This is a genomic window from Ensifer sp. R-19 (assembly GCF_049905105.1).
Lineage (GTDB): Bacteria > Pseudomonadota > Alphaproteobacteria > Rhizobiales > Rhizobiaceae > Ensifer.
This window is the reverse complement of record NZ_CP184570.1, coordinates 63,891-82,345: the sequence shown is the minus strand read 5'-3', so window position 1 is coordinate 82,345 and position 18,455 is coordinate 63,891. Positions and strand designations below refer to the sequence as shown.

At 62.0% G+C, this 18,455-nt stretch carries 14 protein-coding genes; 10 read left to right on the top strand and 4 right to left on the bottom strand.

All coding sequences use genetic code 11. The features are described from left to right. The 4 genes from ACN9MO_RS19755 to ACN9MO_RS19740 are packed head-to-tail and all read left to right on the top strand — an operon-like array spanning position 1 to position 3,602. Positions 1 to 1,023, top strand: a complete 1,023-nt coding sequence (locus tag ACN9MO_RS19755) for an ABC transporter permease (protein ID WP_113132393.1) — start codon at positions 1 to 3, stop codon at positions 1,021 to 1,023. Next, positions 1,020 to 1,859, top strand: a complete 840-nt coding sequence (locus tag ACN9MO_RS19750; protein ID WP_057249381.1) for an ABC transporter permease — start codon at positions 1,020 to 1,022, stop codon at positions 1,857 to 1,859. The genes ACN9MO_RS19755 and ACN9MO_RS19750 overlap by 4 nt, the downstream gene beginning before the upstream one ends. Continuing rightward, positions 1,846 to 2,799: an ABC transporter ATP-binding protein gene (locus ACN9MO_RS19745; protein WP_162733596.1), complete on the top strand. Its 954-nt coding sequence runs from the start codon at positions 1,846 to 1,848 to the stop codon at positions 2,797 to 2,799. The genes ACN9MO_RS19750 and ACN9MO_RS19745 overlap by 14 nt, the downstream gene beginning before the upstream one ends. Then, on the top strand, positions 2,796 to 3,602 hold the full coding sequence (locus tag ACN9MO_RS19740; protein WP_162733595.1) for an ABC transporter ATP-binding protein: 807 nt from the start codon (positions 2,796 to 2,798) through the stop codon (positions 3,600 to 3,602). The genes ACN9MO_RS19745 and ACN9MO_RS19740 overlap by 4 nt, the downstream gene beginning before the upstream one ends. Positions 3,603 to 3,740: 138 nt before the next feature. Here the strand turns inward: ACN9MO_RS19740 and ACN9MO_RS19735 are convergent, their stop codons facing one another. Both ACN9MO_RS19735 and ACN9MO_RS19730 read right to left on the bottom strand, forming a co-directional pair. Continuing rightward, entirely contained in the window at positions 3,741 to 4,166 is a 426-nt protein-coding gene (locus ACN9MO_RS19735; RefSeq protein ID WP_057249384.1) for a plastocyanin/azurin family copper-binding protein, read from the bottom strand. Positions 4,167 to 4,550: 384 nt separating this feature from the next. Then, positions 4,551 to 7,118 carry an SH3 domain-containing protein gene (locus ACN9MO_RS19730; protein ID WP_425987415.1) on the bottom strand — a complete coding sequence of 856 codons (2,568 nt, stop codon included), beginning with the start codon at positions 7,116 to 7,118 and terminating at the stop codon, positions 4,551 to 4,553. Positions 7,119 to 7,751: 633 nt separating this feature from the next. Between ACN9MO_RS19730 and ACN9MO_RS19725 the strand changes: the two genes are divergently transcribed. The 4 genes from ACN9MO_RS19725 to ACN9MO_RS19710 all read left to right on the top strand — a co-directional run bounded on the left by ACN9MO_RS19725 (position 7,752) and on the right by ACN9MO_RS19710 (position 12,088). After that, positions 7,752 to 8,336: a tyrosine phosphatase family protein gene (locus ACN9MO_RS19725; RefSeq protein ID WP_057249386.1), complete on the top strand. Its 585-nt coding sequence runs from the start codon at positions 7,752 to 7,754 to the stop codon at positions 8,334 to 8,336. A gap of 215 nt (positions 8,337 to 8,551) precedes the next feature. Beyond that, positions 8,552 to 8,998 (top strand): MEKHLA domain-containing protein, encoded by a 447-nt coding sequence (locus ACN9MO_RS19720; protein WP_057249387.1) that lies wholly within the window; start codon positions 8,552 to 8,554, stop codon positions 8,996 to 8,998. A 176-nt stretch (positions 8,999 to 9,174) separates the two neighbouring features. Then, positions 9,175 to 10,671: an NAD-dependent succinate-semialdehyde dehydrogenase gene (locus tag ACN9MO_RS19715; protein WP_113132389.1), complete on the top strand. Its 1,497-nt coding sequence runs from the start codon at positions 9,175 to 9,177 to the stop codon at positions 10,669 to 10,671. A 37-nt stretch (positions 10,672 to 10,708) separates the two neighbouring features. Beyond that, the gene (locus tag ACN9MO_RS19710) at positions 10,709 to 12,088 is read left to right on the top strand and encodes an aspartate aminotransferase family protein (RefSeq protein WP_057249389.1); all 1,380 of its coding nucleotides are present in this window, start codon (positions 10,709 to 10,711) and stop codon (positions 12,086 to 12,088) included. Positions 12,089 to 12,306: 218 nt separating this feature from the next. On the opposite strand, the gene ACN9MO_RS19705 is transcribed toward ACN9MO_RS19710, so the two are convergent. Further along, a complete protein-coding gene (locus tag ACN9MO_RS19705; protein WP_113737776.1) occupies positions 12,307 to 13,620 on the bottom strand; it encodes an alkyl/aryl-sulfatase in 1,314 nt (437 codons plus the stop codon). Between the two features lie 380 nt (positions 13,621 to 14,000). Between ACN9MO_RS19705 and ACN9MO_RS19700 the strand changes: the two genes are divergently transcribed. Next, on the top strand, positions 14,001 to 14,426 hold the full coding sequence (locus ACN9MO_RS19700) for a hypothetical protein (RefSeq protein WP_057249391.1): 426 nt from the start codon (positions 14,001 to 14,003) through the stop codon (positions 14,424 to 14,426). A 356-nt stretch (positions 14,427 to 14,782) separates the two neighbouring features. Here the strand turns inward: ACN9MO_RS19700 and ACN9MO_RS19695 are convergent, their stop codons facing one another. After that, positions 14,783 to 16,180 (bottom strand): family 16 glycosylhydrolase, encoded by a 1,398-nt coding sequence (locus ACN9MO_RS19695; RefSeq protein ID WP_057249392.1) that lies wholly within the window; start codon positions 16,178 to 16,180, stop codon positions 14,783 to 14,785. Positions 16,181 to 16,531: 351 nt separating this feature from the next. Between ACN9MO_RS19695 and ACN9MO_RS19690 the strand changes: the two genes are divergently transcribed. After that, positions 16,532 to 18,403: a sigma-54-dependent Fis family transcriptional regulator gene (locus tag ACN9MO_RS19690; RefSeq protein WP_113132387.1), complete on the top strand. Its 1,872-nt coding sequence runs from the start codon at positions 16,532 to 16,534 to the stop codon at positions 18,401 to 18,403. Positions 18,404 to 18,455: the final 52 nt, after the last annotated feature.

Below are 18,455 nucleotides of genomic sequence, written 5' to 3'. Positions count from 1 at the left end.
ATGGAACTTCTACGCTACATCCTACGCCGCACGTTTCTCTCCGCCTTCGTATTGGTCGGCGTGACCTTCCTGGTCTTCGTGGTGGCACAGGTCGTTCCGTCGGACCCCGCAGCGCTCTATGCGGGCCCGCGTCCCACGGCCGAGCAAATCGAGAAGGCGCGCCAGGAACTCAATCTCGACGCGCCTCTTCCGGCCCGTTTCGCGACTTTCGCCGGCGCCATGGCCTCCGCCGATTTCGGCATTTCCTACAAGTCCAGACGCCTCATCGCGGAGGATCTCAGGGCCTATCTTCCGGCCACCCTGGAGCTCGCCATATTTTCGACCGGCCTTGCGCTCCTGATCGGCATCCCGCTCGGCGTCATCGCCGCGGCGCGGCAAGGCGGTTGGGCGGACCGGTTCTGCAGTTTCGGTTCTATCGCGGCCGTCGCCATGCCGACCTTTTTCCTGGCCATGATCCTGCAGCTCATCTTTGCGCAATGGCTTGGTATCCTCCCGCTCTCCGGTCGACTTTCCAGAGAGATCGCGATCTCCGCGCCGCTGCCGATGGTGACCGGCTTCAACTTGATCGACGCGCTCATCGCCGGCCGCCTCAACGCATTCGGCGACGCCCTGACGCACCTGATCCTGCCGGCATTGACGCTCGCCTCCTATCCTGCCGGCGTCGCCATGCGGTTGACCCGCTCGGCCATGATCGAAATCCTCGAACGCCGGCATATCGTTGCCGCGCGCGCGCTCGGCCTTTCCGAATCGCGCATCCTCTTCGGTCACGCGCTGCCGAATGCCATGGGGCCGGCGCTGACGGTGATCGGCCTGTCCTTCGCCTATGCACTGACCGGCGCGGTGCTCGTCGAGATCATTTTCGCCTGGCCGGGTCTCGGCCGTTACGTCTCCGAAGCGATCCTCGCCAAGGACTTTCCGGTCATCGCCGCCGTCACCATGGTCGTGACCATCTGCTATGTCGTGATGAATCTGCTGATCGACATCAGCCAAGCCCTTGTCGACCCGCGGGTGGCGCTGTCATGAAAAAGCTCCTCCAACGCCTCGGCTGGCCTGGCACCGTCGCCCTTGCCATCGTCCTTCTCTTCGTGCTCGTCGCGCTCTTCGCGCCGTGGATCGCGCCTTATCCCCTGCAGGGGGCCGGCGGCCCGAATGTTGTCGCCAAGCTCTCGCCGCCCTCCGCAGACTACTGGCTGGGGACAGACCATCTTGGCCGGGATATTCTGAGCCGCATTGCTTACGGCACCCGGGTGTCGCTGACGAATGGCATATTGATCGTCGCCTTCTCGCTGCTGATCGGCCTGCCGATCGGTCTTGCCGCCGGCTACTTCGGCGGTTGGGTCGACGAGGCGCTGATGCGCGGTACCGACGTCTTCCTCGCCTTCCCAGCACTGTTGCTGGCGGTGCTGATGGCCGCCGCCCTCGGACCGGGCTTTCTGAACAGCGTCATCGCCGTCGCTGTCACCTGGTGGCCCTGGTATGCGAGACTGGCCCGCGCGGAGGTGCTGGTGCTGCGTGGTCAGCCCTATGTGGAGGCGGCGCAACTCTCCGGCGTCTCGCATTGGCGCATCATCCTCCGCCATATCCTGCCGGCGACAGGCAGGCCGCTGACCGTGCAGGCGGCTCTCGATGTCGGGCCGGCACTTCTTACCGCGGCTGCCCTCTCCTTCCTTGGCCTGGGCGTGTTGCCGCCGACCGCCGACTGGGGCCAGATGGTAGATGCCGGTCGAAAGTTCTTCCCCGCGCGCTGGTGGTATTCGGCGATGCCGGGCCTCACCATCTTCGTCATCGCGCTCGCCTTCAGCGTGCTCGGCGATGCGCTGCGAGAGCGCAAGGGAGGGACTGCTCGTGCCTCTGCTTGATATCCGCAACCTGTCGGTCAGCATCCCGACAACAGAAGGCGACGTTCACGCGGTGCGTGCGGTCAGCCTTGAGATCGAGCGCGGCGAGATCCACGGCGTCATCGGCGAATCCGGCTGCGGCAAGACCATGACCGGGATGGCGGCACTTGGCCTGGCTCCGAAGGGTGCCCGCATCGTTGCCGACCGGTTCCATTTTGACGGCGAGGATCTTCGCGAGCATGCGGCGCGACTGCGTGGCCGGCGGATCGGCATGATCGCCCAGGATCCGGCCGCCGCCCTCAATCCGGTGCTCAGCATCGCCACGCAGATGGACGATGTGATCCGCGCCCATGGCGACCTGCCGCATCGGGCCCGACGCGCCGAGGCGACCGATCTGCTGGCCGCAACGGGGTTGTCTGATCCGGAGAAAGTGCTCCGCAGCTATCCGCACCAGCTTTCCGGCGGCATGCAGCAGCGCGTGGTCATCGCCCAGGCACTGGCGACCGGCGCGGACTTCCTGATCGCCGACGAGCCGACCACAGCGCTGGACGTCTCGGTCGGCGCCCAAGTTCTGGCGCTTCTGCGCAAGCTGGTGACCGAGCGCGGCCTCACCGTTTTGATGATCACCCACGACATGGACGTCATCGCCGAGGCCTGCGATCGTGCAACCGTGCTCTACGCAGGCCGCTCCGTCGAGACCGGCCCGGTCGATGCCGTGTTGCAAAGTCCCGGGCACCCCTACACCCGTGCCCTGCTCGCCGCACTCCCCGACGCTGCACCGCTCGGAGCACGGCTCGCGGCCATCGAGGGCTCCATCCCGCCGCCGCGCTCGGCAATTGCCGGCTGTGCCTTTGCCACGCGCTGTCCCCAGGCGCTCCATGAGTGCGCAGTCACGCCACCGCCGGAGCGCAGCCGTGCTGTGCATCGCTGGCTATGCCACCTGCCGGAGGATGCTGCATGACCACGCCGATACTGGACATCGACAATCTCGTGATCCGCTACCGCGCCGGTCTCTTCGCGGCGCGCCCAAAACCCGCAGTCAACGGCGCAAGCTTCCGCCTTGCCAAGGGCGAGACCCTCGGCATCGTCGGCGAAAGCGGCTCCGGCAAGACAAGTCTCCTGCGCGCCATCCTTCGGCTCCTTCCGGTGGAAAGCGGGCAGATCCGGCTCGACGGCCAGGACTGGCTTGCGCTAAGGGGCAGCGCGTTGCGCCGGGAACGCCAGAAGATCGGCGTCGTGCTGCAAAACCCCTTCCTCTCGTTGAGCCCGAGATTGACGATCGCCGATATCCTTGCCGAGCCGATCCTGGCGCAAGGCGGCCGACACGGCGCGGCCATGCGGAAGAAGATCGCGGGCCTGCTCTCCGACTGCGGGCTGCCGGCTGATTTTCTCGACCGACGCGCAAGCGAACTCTCGGGTGGTCAGGCTCAGCGCGTGGCGATCGCCCGCGCACTGGCGCTGGAGCCGAGCCTCCTCATTCTCGACGAGCCGACATCGGCGCTCGACGTCTCGGTGCAGGCACAGATCCTCAATCTCCTTTCGGATCTGAAGGAAAGCCGCGGGCTGTCGATGCTCTTCGTAACCCATAATCTGAAGGTCGTCGCACATGTCTCCGACGCGCTTCTGGTCATGCGGCACGGCGACGTCATCGAATTCGGCAGAACGAAAGAGGTGATCGGCGCGCCAGCCGATCCCTATACGCGCGAACTGCTTTCCTACGGGCGCCGCGAAAAGCTTGTCGAGCACGAACTGGCTCCCGGCTGACGCCAAGCGCCTACCTCGCTTTCGTTTTCAGTGGTCTGCATAGGCAACGACTGAACTGCCACTGCCCAATCTCAATGCGCAACCGGCGGCCATGCGATGACCGCCGGTGCAATTGGCCGTCTCTGCGTCAGAGGCGGGCTACTTCGTGACCGTCAGCATCGCATGCATGCCGGCTTCGAAGTGTCCCTTGATATTGCAGAGCAGTACATAGGACCCTGGCGTGAGCTTGGCCTTCATCTGGCCATCGGCACCCGGTTTCAGGTCGGACACCTCGCCAAGGCTTTTCAGCTGCTTTTCGTTGACGCGGTGCTTGGCCGCGACGACATCGATCTTCTGGTCGGCCGATTTCAACTTGATCAGCACCATCTCGTGCTCTTCTGTCATTGCGTCGTTGTGGACCATGAAGGTCGTCTCGCCGGCCTTGATGGTCGATTGATCCAGTGTGAGGGTCATCGAACCGCCAGCCTCGCCGCTCTCGACAACTTTGACGGTCGTGCCGGCAAATGCAGGCGACGTCAGACAGATGAAAGTAAGCACTGCTAGCTTGTTTCGGGTGAACCGCATTTTAAGTTTCCCTTTTTTTGCTGCCGTTTATCGGCGATGTGCGCCATGACGCGAGACCTTGCTGACCGGTGGGCTCTTCCTTGGTCAGGACGCGATCGTGCGTTCAGCCTCGTCGCAATGAGCGGAACCGATCGGCAATGCCGTGCGGCCCCGACGCCGTTCTAGGCGACACACCCTGTCCATCGGCTGTCCTGCAGCTGCTTTGTGACGGCGCCAGGGTTTTGCGGACGGAACCGGCTCGACACGCCATCGCTTGGTTGGAGGCCGCCATCAGCAGCCTCCTCCAGTACAGTCGGACGAGCCGATGGACAGGGTGTGGCCTCCGCCGGCCGTGCTTTGGCGAAAAGTCTCCCGATACGGCTTTCGCCAGATCAATCCGCGCGTTCAGCGGCCCCGGCCGCCGCCGCCACGTCCTCCACCGCCGCCACCACCACGGAAGGCCGCCCCACCGCCCCGACCGCCACCGCCGTGGAACCCGCCGCGGCTGCCACCCTGAAAGCCGCCGCCGCGATAGCCGCCGCCACGGTCAAAGCTTTGGAAGTTGCGGCCGGACTCCTGGTAGAGCCGGCCATAGTTGCGGCTCAGTTCATTCTGGTTGCCGAACTGTCGTCCGGCACGATCGAAGGATAGATGATCCGGCGCCCGCTGACGAACCTGCTGGTTGCGACGGGGTGCAGGCCTTGTCTCGACCCGGTTCTGAATACGTTGGGCGGCTTGAGGTCGATTGGATGCTGCACGCTGACCGGCATTTCGCAGGTTCTCTCCGTCCGGCCGCTGAACCGGTTGCCAGCCATCCGGCGTGTGCTTCTGCCACTGCCCGTCCTGGCGACGATAGACGCTGCCGTCGCGACCGGCATAGACGTCGCCACCCTTGCTGCCGACGATGAAGCCTTTGTTGCCTTCCGTGTTGCGCCAGCGCAGACCGCCGGCACTGCCTGTTGTTCCGCCGCTTATACGTGCGAATTCTCCGCCGTGCTTGACTGCAACGCTGCCCCAGGAACCGTAGACATTCTGCCCGCCGCGCGCGACCATGGCGTTGCCGGTCCTTGGATTGTAGGCGGAGATGAAGCCCCGTTCGCCGCCAGGTCCTGACGCAGCACCAGCGCGGAACCGGGTCCCGGTGACGGGATTATACGCCGCGCCAAATGCCAAACCCCTCTCGGGACCGTAGGCATAGCCATAGCGGCCGAAGGTACCGTAGGCCGGGTTGTATGAGGCGCCAAACCCATAGCTGATCGGAGGCGGATAGTAGGGCCAATCGTCATCGTAATAGTCCCAATAGGGTGGATAGTACCAACCCGAGCCCCAGACGACGGTGTCCCAGGCGAGATAGGTATAGAGATAGCCGAGGGTGTAGCCGTACCAGACGGCGTCCGGTTCCGTGTCGTAAACGCGGACATAGGTGGCGTTATAGACCGGAGACGACGATGGAATGCCGTAGATCTCATCGGCAACCGCGCGCGCAACGGCAAAGGGCCCGGTCGGCGTATCGCCGACGAACCAGATGCCATCCTTGAGGACGAAATACTTGTCCGCGACCTTGATGACCTGCTCGTTCGCGTTGACGGCATAAAACAGGGACGTGCCTTCGATCGGCTCGAACTTCGGCTCTCCATTGTAGTGTACGTCCACCTTCAATGAACCATCGGTCGAAACCCGCGCAAGCTTCGGAATGCTCGCTCTCAGACGCGCCATTGCGCTTTCGGAGGTGCCGGGGATCGAAGCACGCACGGCTGAGTAGGGCGCGTCGTCGGGTAGATTCACGAAATCTTCCGGCAGATCGGGAGTGGCGAAATTCCAGGGTCCTTCGAGCAAGGCTGATGAGAACCATCTTCCGGAGAGAAGGGTGTACCAGTTCTTGCTGGCCCTATGGAAAAAGACCGAGCTGGTCGTATTGGAAACCCAATCTAGCCCTGTGCCCGTCACCGGTTCGAGGACCGGCTTTCCGTCAAAGATCAAGAGCTCCGCTGGCTTCTCCGAATAGAAAACCTTCGGGATCTCGTTCTCGGTGAAGCGCGTTGGCGGAAGGGAGGCTTTTACCCCTTTCCAGTTCTCGATGTCCGGCAGTTTGGAAAACAGATCCGGAACCGTTTCTGCCTCAACCCAACTGGTCTCCAATGTCTTCGAGGTGAGCCAGTTCTTGTCGCTTCGCAGATAGTAATCGCCTGATTGTTCGACTTTAAACAGGTCCCAATTCGTGTTGACCACGAACGATAGGCCCTCAACGCCCTTGACCGGGGCCGTAACCGCCTTGCCATCCGTCTGCAACAGGATCGCTGGCGCCTCGCTCTCAAAAATCGGCGGCGGGTCGGCCTTGATATCCGGAACGTCTGCGAGACGCTCAAAATCCGCAAGGCTCGCGGCCAGCCGCTGCTGTGACACGACGATCGGATCGGTAGGAACAAGCTTGCCGATATCGAGCGCGAGATCGGCAAGTTGCTGGCGGTCGAGCGCAGAGAACTCGAGCCGCGTGGTGCGAACTTCCGTCAGCGTGACGTTTTCAGATGCATCGTCAGCGACAGTCTTTGCCGAAAGCCCGATGATCCCATAGACCGGCTTTGCGTCTGCGGACGATTTGAGTTCGGTGGCGACAAGAGCCTCGAGTTCCTTGAAATCCTTCCAGGATGTTATCTGCGGTTGAAAGAGCGTGATCGTCGCGCCCTTGTCGGTGTTGAACACCCTTGGCCAGGCAGGCGCGGTGGCGTCAGACTGGTTGAGATATTTGCCCGCAACGAACCCATTTGCGCCGGAGTAACTCACGGCACACCAGCTGGCTTCCGAATCACACTCCTTGATATCGACTTCCTCGCCCTGGGGGATGACGCGTATCGCGTCAAATCCGGTGCCCGGGCCAACCCTGAAATTCACATTTGCCGTCAGGACGGCGGGGTCCGCAAAAGCAGAGGTCGAGAAGAACGAAGCGACCGTGAGGTAGGCAAGAATTCTACGCATGATCACATTCCTTCATTGGTGTGCCTTCATTGGTGTGTAAGGTGTGTTCAAGTCCTGTTAGCTGGAAGTTGCACTAGGCACGGATCGTCGCGCAAAGGCGTCTCGAGATTTCAGCTATTCGGCGTCGTTTAATTCGGAAATCATTGCACATTCGATGACGGGTGCAACTGGTAACGCTGCCAACTTCTAATTAAACCGGGCATTGAACGACGCCTTCCTTGTTGCCCGTAGAGCAGACCCCATCGCGGCGCCCCCCGGTTGGTGGAGCGGCTGGAGAACGGCATCTTCCGGTATCGTGAATGTCCAACCTTGCAGATGGTTGCGGTCCTCCGCCTGACGGGAAAGGGCGTGCTTTTCGTGCTCTCCTTTTTGGGGCGCAAGAGTTATCCTGTTTTCGAATATCGAGATTGCCAAGAAGGCCGGCGCACGTATAGTTTCCATCTCTCCCGACGGCTTCGTCGTCGCCTCCCACCGATGAAAACGTCATTCTCAACGCCTGCCGCTTGTCGATCCACTCCTCATCGTGCCGTTCTGCGGCGCCCAGATGTATGATGCTCGACGTGCTTTTTTTTACCCTGCTCGCGCGCAAATGCGAGGCAGATGCTTCATTAAACTGATGCAAGGATAGTGGACATGGAAACGACCTTTTCTCCGGTGCTGACCGTTTGCGGCATCGAGGAACTTCCGGGGCAGAGCAGCCGAAACGTGACCCACGTTCTGTCGATCGTCGATCCGGAACTCCCGGAACTGGAAGCTTTCGGCGCCTATGGCGAACACCACCGCACGACGCTGCGTTTCCACGATATCATTGCGGCGGCACCGAACCGGGTGATGCCCCGCCCGGACCACGTGGAGGCCATTCTTCGCTTCGGTACAGATTTCCTGACACGGCAGGATCGGGAAGCCGCGAGCCATGTGCTGGTTCATTGCCATATGGGCGTATCGCGCTCGACGGCAGCCATGCTGACCCTCATGGCGCAGGCAAACCCGGATGAGCCCGGCGAAAGCCTCTTTGCCCGCCTTGCCGCCATACGCCCGCAAGCGTGGCCGAATTCCCAGATGATTGGCTTTGCCGACGAGCAGCTCGGTCGCCGGGGTGATCTCACTGCGGCGCTTGGCCGCCACTATGGTCGGCAGATCAAGAGCCGCCCCGAGTTCACCGAATGGATGACGACACTCGGCCGCGATGCCGAATTGCAGATGGCCATTCACGACTGACCGCCTAAGGCGCACCCGGTCTCGAGGCATCATCGGCAGAGGCGCTCAGCGTGGATATTGTAAAATTCTTCGCAGAGCGCCCACCTTCAGGAACACCGCGCGATCCAGGTGGCTGGCCGGAAACCAAGGGAGCAGCGACAGCGGACTCTCGCCTCCACGATGGCCGATGTCTGCAAGATGCGGCCAATGGCGACGCACGGCAAAAAGGGAACGGCATGATGAGCGAGCGTGACGTCGAAGAGATTTCCGCACTGATGATTGCAAGCTTCCGCCAGCTGACAGGCAGAAGCTTAGGTGATCCTTCCGCGGATGGCAGGTGGCTCTATGAATCCGCGCCGTTCGCCTTGCTCGCACATGACCGGTCCGAGGATCCCCGTTTCATATACGCGAACAAGACGGCCCAGGCCTGTTTCGGATACTCTTGGGAGGAATTCATCGGCATGCCGTCGCGCCTTTCTGCCGAGGCGCCAGACCGCGAAGAAAGGCAGCGTCTTCTAGACGGCGTCTCCGCCAAGGGTTTCATCGACAACTATCGCGGCGTTCGGATCGCGAAATCCGGACGCCGGTTCTGGATCGAAAACGCGACCGTCTGGCAGCTTGTGCGCACCGGCGGCGCCTGTGTCGGTCAGGCCGCCGTCTTTCACACCTGGAAGGACCAGTAAGCGCGCTTTACGCCTTATCTCGTGACCGCTTGAGACGCTGCTTCCCGCCTCCCAATAGAGAGATCGTCTACGGTCGCCCCTACCTTTGGCCAAAGTCTCTTCCGCCCACCCCGGCAATAGACAATCTGTCGCCTTCCCTCTGGCAGACTTCCTCCACACAACAAGAGGAGGCCGCCATGACCGCCGTATTTGCCCGCACGACCTTTCACGACGCCCTCGCCTGCCTTGCCGATCCGCACCTGCTCAGGGAACTCGCGTATGTCGGCGGTCGCTGGATTTCCGGCCATGACGGTGCCGGCTTCAAGGTGACCGATCCCGCCTCGTCGGCGACCCTTGCCTGGGTCGCGGCCCTTGATGCCGAGCAGACCGGGGAGGCCATTTCGGCCGCGAGCGACGCGCTGCCCGCCTGGCGCAGCATGCTGCCGCAACAGCGCGCCGCGATCCTGCGCAAGTGGCATGACCTGATGCTGGAAGCCCGCGAGGATCTTGCGCTGCTGATGACGCTGGAACAGGGCAAGCCGCTTGCCGAGTCCCGTGGCGAAATCGACTATGCGGTCTCGTTCATCGAGTGGTACGCCGAGGAAGGGAAGCGCCTCAACGCCGAAAGCGTCACCAGCCATCTTCCGGGAGCCGAGATGATCGTGCGCCGCGAGGCCCTCGGCGTCGTCGGCATCGTGACGCCATGGAATTTCCCCTCCGCCATGATCACCCGCAAGGCCGCAGCGGCCCTTGCCGCCGGCTGCACCGTCGTTGCGCATCCCTCCAGCGAAACACCGCTTTCAGCACTTGCCCTTGCCGAACTCGGCGAGCGGGCCGGCCTGCCCGCAGGTGTCTTCAACGTGGTGACAGGGGATGCCGCCACCATCGTCGGCCGCATGAATGCCGATGCGCGCATCCGCGCCATGAGCTTCACCGGGTCGACGGAGATCGGCAAGCTGATTGCGAGCCAGTGCGCACGGACGATGAAGCGGCTGGTCATGGAGCTCGGTGGCCACGCGCCGCTGATCGTCTTCGCCGATGCCGACGTGGAGAAGGCAGCCGATATCGCGATCGCCGCCAAGTTCGCGACGTCTGGCCAGGATTGCCTCGCTGCCAATCGCATCTACGTCGAACGGCCGATCCTCAGGGCCTTTGAGGAGGCCTTTGCCGCGCGGATTACGCGCTTGAAGGTCGGCGCCGGGCTTGACCGCGACAGCGAAATCGGCCCGCTGATGCACGAACGAGCGATCGCCAAGGTTGAGGAGCAGGTGGCCGACGCGCTGCGGCTTGGCGCCAAGCTTTCGGTCGGCGGACGACGCCACCCGGCCGGGCCGCTTTTCTTTGAACCCACGCTCCTGGCCGACGTACCCGACGCGGCACTGATCATGCGCGAAGAGACATTCGGTCCGGTCGCAGCCGTGACGGCATTCGACAACGAGGACGAAGTGATCGCCCGCGCCAACGACACTGAGTATGGCCTCGTCGCCTATGTCGTCACCGAGAGCGGCGCGCGCCAGATGCGCCTTGGGCGCGCGCTTGAGTACGGCATGGTCGCCGTCAATCGGGTGAAGATCACCGGCGGACCAATCCCCTTCGGGGGCTGGAAGCAGTCGGGCCTCGGCCGCGAAGGCTCCCGCCACGGCATCGAAGCCTTCACGGAACTCAAATATCTCTGCATCGACACGGCCGCCTGAGCGCGGGCGCCACATTTCATATGCGAAAGGAAAGACCATGCTCGAAAGAAGCAACGAACTTACCGCCTCAGACCGTGACCACTTCTTCCACCCGTCCACGCACATGGGCATGCATGCGCGCGGCGAGACGCCGACCCGGGTCATCTGCGGCGGCGAAGGCGTCTACATCACCGACACCAGCGGCAACACCAGCCTTGACGCATTTGCCGGCCTCTACTGCGTCAATGTCGGCTACGGCCGGCAAAAAATCGCCGACGCGATCGCTGAGCAGGCCAAGAACCTCGCTTACTACCACGCCTATGTCGGTCACGGCACGGAAGCCTCGATCACGCTGTCCAAGATGATCATCGACCGCGCACCGCAGGGTATGAGCCGTGTCTATTTCGGTCTTTCAGGCTCGGATGCAAACGAGACCAACATCAAGCTGATCTGGTACTACAATAACATCCTCGGCCGGCCGGAAAAGAAGAAGATCATCTCACGCTGGCGCGGCTATCATGGTTCCGGCGTCATGACGGGCTCGCTGACCGGCTTGCATCTCTTCCACAACGCTTTCGACCTGCCGCGCGCGCCGATCCTGCACACGGAAGCGCCCTACTTCTTCCGCCGCCCGGACCGGTCGATGGATGAAGAGCAGTTCTCGCAAGATTGCGCCGACAAGCTCGAAGAGATGATCCTGGCCGAAGGACCGGAGACGATCGCCGCCTTCATCGGCGAGCCAATCCTCGGCACCGGCGGCATCGTACCACCGCCGAAGGGCTACTGGCAGAAGATCCAGGCGGTGCTCGAAAAATACGACATCCTGCTCGTCGCCGACGAGGTGGTCACTGGCTTCGGCCGTCTCGGCACGATGTTCGGCTCCGACCATTACGGCATGAAGCCCGATCTCATCACCATTGCGAAGGGTCTCACTTCGGCATACGCGCCGCTTTCCGGCACGATCGTCTCGGACAAGGTGTGGCAGGTGCTGGTGCAGGGCTCTGACGAGCTGGGCGCGATCGGCCATGGCTGGACCTATTCCGCCCATCCGATCTGCGCGGCCGCGGGCGTTGCCAATCTCGAACTGATCGACGAGCTGGGCCTTGTCGAGAACGCCGGCAAAACCGGCGCCTATTTCCGCTCGGAACTGGCGAAAGCGCTTGCCGACCACAAGCATGTCGGCGAGGTGCGTGGCGACGGATTGATGGCGGCGGTCGAGTTCGTCGAGGACAAGGACGACCGGGCCTTCTTCGACCCGGCAAAAAAGGTCGGCCCGCAGATCGCCGCCGCCCTCCTGGAACGCGGCGTCATCGGCCGCGCCATGCCCCAAGGCGACATCCTCGGCTTCGCACCACCACTCTGCCTGACGAAGAAAGAGGCTGACATCGTCGTGAAAGCGGCCGCAGACGCGATCACATCCGTGCTCGGCTCAAAGTAAGGCCCGGCGAGCAGGAAATGATGAAAGAGGCCCGATGGCGAATCATGCGTTTCCAATCCCTGCATGCCCGGCCGCGCAAGCGACCGGGCATAAGCTCGAAGTTCAGGAGGGCCCGCGGCCACGCGCTCAATGAAGCCTCTGGTGTCTCGGACCGAAGAAACCTCCGGTCCTCACCTTAAAGCTTATTCTAGAACGATGGCGTGCCCGCGCGGACACAGCTACGCCTGCCTCTCTCGCTTCAGCAGGTATTGAGCTGTGGTGAGGTAATAGTTCCGGGCGTTAGCATTGATCTGGCGTTCGCCCAACTCGGTCAGCGCCTGAGCCTTGATCTCCTTGGCTGCCATGTTCGCAGGGTCAACGGCCAACACATGGTCGATCATTTCTGCCGCCCATTGAAACTCCTTGGCCTGAATGGCTTCCCGGGCGCGGGCGATGACCTTATCTAGGCCTCCTGCCATTTCGAGCATCTTTCGGGCGCGCTCCCCGGGCGGCAGAGGATTCAAATTCGTGGCATTTCCATCGAACCAGCCGACGTAATCGGCGTAAATACCACGCACAGCCCACGCGACAGTGCCATAGTATTCTTGCAGGTAGGGGCTCTTTGAGAGCTCAGGAGAGAGTTTCACCTCCTGAACAAGCTCGTCGGGTGTCTTTCCTTGTTTGATACCGGCCAGGGTCTGGTCGAGGACGGTCTTGATGCCGTCGCGGTAATCGGTGAGAGCCTTGCGGACCTCGTCCTTCCCGAGGATCGGGCGCATGTGGCCCTGGACCATGTAGGTGGCGTCCAGGGCGAGCATTTTGTCGAGGCTTGCGATCCACTTCTCCGGCGGCCTCAGCTTCAGGCCGCGGATCGGCGAGAGGTTCGGGTATGATTTCAGGAAATCATCGCCGGGGACCAGCACTCCCTTCCCGGCGATCCAGATCGCCGTGTTCTCAGGAGACTCCCCTGGCGTATGGATGAGCTGCATCTGCAGCCCCGCCAACTCTATAGTCTCGCTCTCCCCTCTGAATGTGCGGGTCGGCGGCAGGAATCCCTCCCGCGTATGCGGGGTCACACGGCCATATTCGAGCTGCGTACCCGCGTTGATGAACAGAGGGTCAGCGAGCTTGGTGCCGAAGGCATCACCGCCATCGCGCGGTCCTCTTCCGAACTCAGGACCAGATTCTAACAGCGTCTGATGGCTGTAGATTTCGGGGTTGTCAGATCCGGCAAACACGCTCGCACCGCCGGAATGGTCCGGGTGATTGTGCGTGTAGATGATTGCCAGGACGGGACGTACGAAGCGATTTCCGAAGGCGTCCACGATCGCCTTTGCGTCGACGGGGTTTGCAGACGTGTCGACGATAATGGAGCCTCTCTCCCCCTGGATCAGCGTGACATTGCTCGCCGAATACCCCACGGCAGCAAAGACACCGTCCGTGATTTCGATGACTTCCTTCCGGAATTCTGCGGAACTCGCACGCAGTTGCTCGCGCCCGGCGAATTCATCTGGAGACGCGGGCGACGTCTGCCCGAGTGTTGATGCGACCATCAAGGTTAGTCCTACTTCACGGCTCCACGAGCCTGGCATGGTACGTTCAGAAATGACGGCGACCGGCCGTCTGTCGTTGCGGTTGCGACTGCAACGCATCCCGTGGACTTGATATTGGAATAACTGACGGAAGTCCCGTCCTTCCTTGCGGCCGAGGTATGCGTGGTGATCGCCGGAGAAACTCAAGTCTCTTCGGCCGTAGGGCTAAAACGCGGCCGGCCGTCCTGGCCAAGCGGCGTGCCAGTGGAAAGCTACCTTTCTTTGCGCTGGTTCAAACAGCCCGGCCCCTCTTGCCTTTAGGCTGGACGTCGAAATGCCGGATCGTGATTGCGCAGCGCCGAAAGATGCCGCTACGCAACTCTGGACGTGGAACGAACGTAATGCGAGCAGCCGAACCCGCGATGACATCGACATTGGCCCAGACAAAAGAGGACATCAGCCGTGCGATCGCACGGATGCACGGCGCGATCTTGAGCAGCGCCATCGACTGCGAATGCCGTGACCGCGTGGGCGAGGCACTGCGCGACCTTGAGAGGCTGGAGCGCGAGCGGATCGAGCGGAGCCTGTTGACCGCGGCCGGCGAGCAACGGCGTAGGATCGCGGCACTTCTCGAACTGCTGGATGATTTCGACCCGAAGGAGACAGATACGCTCGACGACGGCACCATGGCTGAGGCGGGCCTGCTCTTCGCCGATATCGCCGCAGCCGCAGAGTTGGGTTCCTATCTGCTACGACAAGCGCGCCAGGTTCACCATTCGTCCGACGTGGTGCAGGAGGTGAGCAATCGTGCCGCACCCAGCGAGTGACCTTTGCCCAGCGCGTTTCGAAGGCTTGCAGCGACCCGACGCCTCGCAGCGCAGCCGGTTCAGAGACGCGCTTCTGGACATTGCCATGTCCCAAACCGTTGCGCTCGGGGAAATGAGCTTGCTTCTCGAAACCCTGCAAGACGATAGAGGAACCGGAAGCACGGACTGGCGCTGATGTGGCCGTCCCTCGCGTCCTGGCCGTTGCGTCGGGTAGTGACATCCGGTTCGCCACGGAACCCGACGAAGGCTGCTCACATTGATCCTGGAGCCCATCCGTACAGACGCTGCGCATGGTCATGACATGGCCGTTTGGTAGGGTGGGCCGCTCCGGAAGCGGCCGACCCTTCGTCGTCCGCTTAGATATCCCAGTCGGAGTCCAGCGAGTACGCCTCGATGGAGTCGATCTTCATCTCCGCGCCGTCGGCAAAGTCGTCATTAGGCGTGTCGGCCATCCCTCCAACCGCGAGATTGACGAGCATATACATCGGCTCGTGCATATCCGCGGGCGTGTCCGTGCGGGCGATCTCCGTGTCGTCGAAGTACCAGACGATCTCATCTTCCGTCCAAAGCACGCCATAGTCGTGAAACCCATCGGTATCGGCGACCTGCACTCCGTCTCGGCTCACGGTGTGCTCGCCGCTTTCGTTGGAATGGGCGGTGGTGATCACGGTATTGGTGTCCTGCCCGCGCATTTCGACGACGTCGAGTTCCGGCGGCCAGGAGCCGTCGGCGGGTAGCAGCCAGAAAGCGGGCCAGGCGCCTTGATCGTCCGGCATGTCGGCTCGCATCTCGAAGTAGCCGTAGGTCTGGGCGAAGGACGAATAGGTCGTCAGCATCCCGGACGTGTAATCATAGCCACCGATCTCGGACTGGATTTCTTCCGAGGCGCGCTCGGCGGTGATCGTCAGCACGCCGTCCTCGACCGAAAACGGGTTGATGGAAGCGGTCGGCTCATAACTCGGATTGACGTACCATTGCAGCTCGCCGTTTTCGGTTAGCGTTGCCCCCTCTTCCGGCGCCCACCAGTATTTCGCATCCCAGACACCGCCTGTGTCGCTGCGGAGTTGAAGCGTGTCGAAATCATCCGAGAAAGTCTGCGTGAAGGCGGACCGGTCCAGGTTCAGCTTGAACTGGCTCTCCTGCAATTGGTCGGTTGTCGTATCGGCGAAGACCACACTTTCGCCCTCGGCGAGATGAAGCCGGAGATCGTCCCCCTCCTGGGCAGAATTGGCCAGGACCTGGTCGAACGAGGTGAAGCCATAGCCATCGAGGCGGACCGTGTCGTTGGAGCTGAAATCGGCGATGAGGTCGCTGCCGTTGCCATGTTCGAACACGAAAGTATCGGCTCCACCGGCGCCGATGAGCACGTCGTTACCTGCGCGTCCGTCGATGGTCTGGCTGCCCGAACCACCGGTGATGATATTGTCGGCACTGTTGCCGAACGCATATCGGTCGTTGCCGGTGACGGTCAGGTTCTCGAAATTCTCCGGCAAGGTGTAGCTCATCCACGTATCGATCGTGTCTACGCCTTCGCCGGGGGCCTCTTCGGCCCGGTTCGTCGATGAATAAAGGTAGTAGATGTCGTCGCCCGTGCCGCCGACCATCGTTACGTCGACGGAACTATCGCCCCAGATGGAATCGTTGGCCGGCGTGCCGTAAAGGGTCGGTCCGGATCCGGTTGCGGAATACCATGCCGTCGAACTTCCGCTGTAATAGACCGGCTGTCCTAGGGCGTTCATGGCAGTTCTGCTCATCGAGAAGTCTCCTGCTTGATAGAGTGCCCCTTCCCGGTGAGCACCCCTAGCATCTCTGACTGTGGCCTGTCGCCCACACCTCAAACTCTTTTGCCCCTGCGCATTTTTTAACCGCGATAGCAATGGGCGCGGATAGGCTCCCGCGGGGATCGAAGCACTCGCCGGAAAGCGCCGGCGACGCGATTCTTAGAATGGAGAAACGAAAACGCACTCAGGCTGCAGCATCACGATGGCGCGGATTCCGATCGATACCGCATGGGAAGTCCCTACCGGTCGCTGCTTTTCCTATTGATAGATATGGATTGTCGACACGCCGAGAGTGTGTCAGCTTCCCGCTTGGGAGGCTGATCGATGATAACGCCGCTGTCGCATATGCGTGAGATAGAGCGTGTTGGCTTGGGCGCTGCGAGCCCGCGCGATGCACCCGTGGTCCAATCCTGGCTTCGCTGCCTCAATGATTACAAGCTGGATCCGACGATCGCGCAGGAAGCCTATATCGTTCCGGGATCGAAGCTGCGCGAGCATCGCGAACAGGCTGAAGAACTGATCCGCATCGGCCGCTCCGGCCTTGAAGGGCTGTTCAACCAGGTCGCCGAACAGAACTATGTTTTGTTGCTATCCGATGCGCGTGGCGTCACCGTCGATTTCATGGGCGACCCTACTTTCGACAACCAGTTGCGCAAGGCGGGTCTCTATCTCGGCTCGGAATGGTCCGAGAGCCGAGCAGGAACCTGTGCCGTCGGGGCCTGCATCGTCTCCGGCGAACCGGTCATCATTCATCAGGACGATCATTTCGACGCCAGCCATATCGGGCTGACTTGTACGGCGGCGCCCGTCTTCGACACGCTTGGCGACCTTACCGCCGTGCTCGACATCTCCCAGCTCCGGTCACCCACCGCCAAGGCGAGCCAGCAACTGGCGCTGCATCTGGTGTCCGCCACTGCGCGGCGGATCGAGCTCGCCAATCTCATGACCCGTACCCGCAATGACTGGGTCCTGCGGCTTGCGCGCTCTCCGGAATTCCTTGATGTCGACCCGGACGCCGCCATCGCTCTCGATGGCAGCGGGCGTATCACTGGCATGACCCATGGCGGTTTTGGCGCACTCGCCCGCTCGATGAACATCCGCGGCCTCAGAACGCGTGATTTTCTCGGACTTCCGGTCTCGGAGGTCTTCGATATCGACGTGGACGACCTGCCAAATTTCATGCGCGGCCGGCCGAACGGCGAACGCCTGCTTCGAGCCAAGAGTGGTCTTGTCCTTTTCGCTAGCGCCATCGCGCCCGTCGTCAGCCTTCGCACGCCTGCCGGCGCGGAACCGCGCCTTCCACGGGCTTTGCGCGATCTCAGTCGCGGCGACGCCGCAATGGAACGGGTGCAGACCCGCGCGGCGAAACTTGCGACACGCAACATCTCTATTCTCATTCAAGGGGAAACGGGCAGCGGCAAGGAATATCTTGCGCGCGCGATCCATGACAGTTGCGGCGGCAATGGCAACTTCGTCGCGGTCAATTGCGCGGCGATCCCGGAACATCTCATCGAATCCGAACTCTTCGGCTACGCTCCCGGCGCGTTCACTGGCGCCAGCCAGAAGGGCAAGCGCGGCCTGATCGAGGATGCCGACGGCGGCACCCTGTTCCTCGACGAGATCGGCGACATGCCGCTTTCGCTGCAAAGCAGGCTGTTGCGCGTGCTCTCGGAAAATGAGGTCCAGCCGGTCGGCGCGCTGAAGGCCCGCCCGATCCGCCTGCGCGTCGTTTCCGCTTCCCACCGCGATCTCGCGGAACTGGTGAAGGAAGGCCGTTTCCGAGAAGACCTTTATTACCGCCTGAACGCCGCAACGCTCTGCCTCCCAGCCTTGCGAGAGCGCCAGGATCTCGGCTGGCTGATCGACCAATTGCTCGCTCGCATCGAGAAGGAAAACAACGAACCCTACCGCATCGACAAGGCCGCGCGGACAGCCTTGCTGGCGCATGAATGGCCGGGAAATCTGCGTGAGCTTTCCAACGTCCTGCGGGTGGCCGCCGCGCTTTCCGAAAGTGGCCTCATCGATACCGAGTGCCTGCCGGAACATCTCTTCGCCGCCCAGGTCCGTTCGTTGCCTGGTGAGGATGATGCACTGAAACAGGCGCTGCGAGACTGCGGCGACAACGTCTCGGCACTTGCAAGAAAGCTCGGTGTCAACCGCTCCACCATCCATCGTCGCCTGAAGCGTCTCAACTGACGCAACGCCTGCAACACCTGTTGCGCAGCAACTGTTGCATTCCCCGAGGCTT

Coding starts and splice junctions, on each gene's coding strand:
- ACN9MO_RS19755 (WP_113132393.1), top strand. CDS start 1: ATGGAACTTCTACGCTACATCCTACGCCGCACGTTTCTCTCCGCCTTC.
- ACN9MO_RS19750 (WP_057249381.1), top strand. CDS start 1,020: ATGAAAAAGCTCCTCCAACGCCTCGGCTGGCCTGGCACCGTCGCCCTT.
- ACN9MO_RS19740 (WP_162733595.1), top strand. CDS start 2,796: ATGACCACGCCGATACTGGACATCGACAATCTCGTGATCCGCTACCGC.
- ACN9MO_RS19735 (WP_057249384.1), bottom strand. CDS start 4,166: ATGCGGTTCACCCGAAACAAGCTAGCAGTGCTTACTTTCATCTGTCTG.
- ACN9MO_RS19730 (WP_425987415.1), bottom strand. CDS start 7,118: ATGCGTAGAATTCTTGCCTACCTCACGGTCGCTTCGTTCTTCTCGACC.
- ACN9MO_RS19725 (WP_057249386.1), top strand. CDS start 7,752: ATGGAAACGACCTTTTCTCCGGTGCTGACCGTTTGCGGCATCGAGGAA.
- ACN9MO_RS19720 (WP_057249387.1), top strand. CDS start 8,552: ATGATGAGCGAGCGTGACGTCGAAGAGATTTCCGCACTGATGATTGCA.
- ACN9MO_RS19715 (WP_113132389.1), top strand. CDS start 9,175: ATGACCGCCGTATTTGCCCGCACGACCTTTCACGACGCCCTCGCCTGC.
- ACN9MO_RS19710 (WP_057249389.1), top strand. CDS start 10,709: ATGCTCGAAAGAAGCAACGAACTTACCGCCTCAGACCGTGACCACTTC.
- ACN9MO_RS19705 (WP_113737776.1), bottom strand. CDS start 13,620: ATGGTCGCATCAACACTCGGGCAGACGTCGCCCGCGTCTCCAGATGAA.
- ACN9MO_RS19700 (WP_057249391.1), top strand. CDS start 14,001: ATGCGAGCAGCCGAACCCGCGATGACATCGACATTGGCCCAGACAAAA.
- ACN9MO_RS19695 (WP_057249392.1), bottom strand. CDS start 16,180: ATGAGCAGAACTGCCATGAACGCCCTAGGACAGCCGGTCTATTACAGC.
- ACN9MO_RS19690 (WP_113132387.1), top strand. CDS start 16,532: ATGATAACGCCGCTGTCGCATATGCGTGAGATAGAGCGTGTTGGCTTG.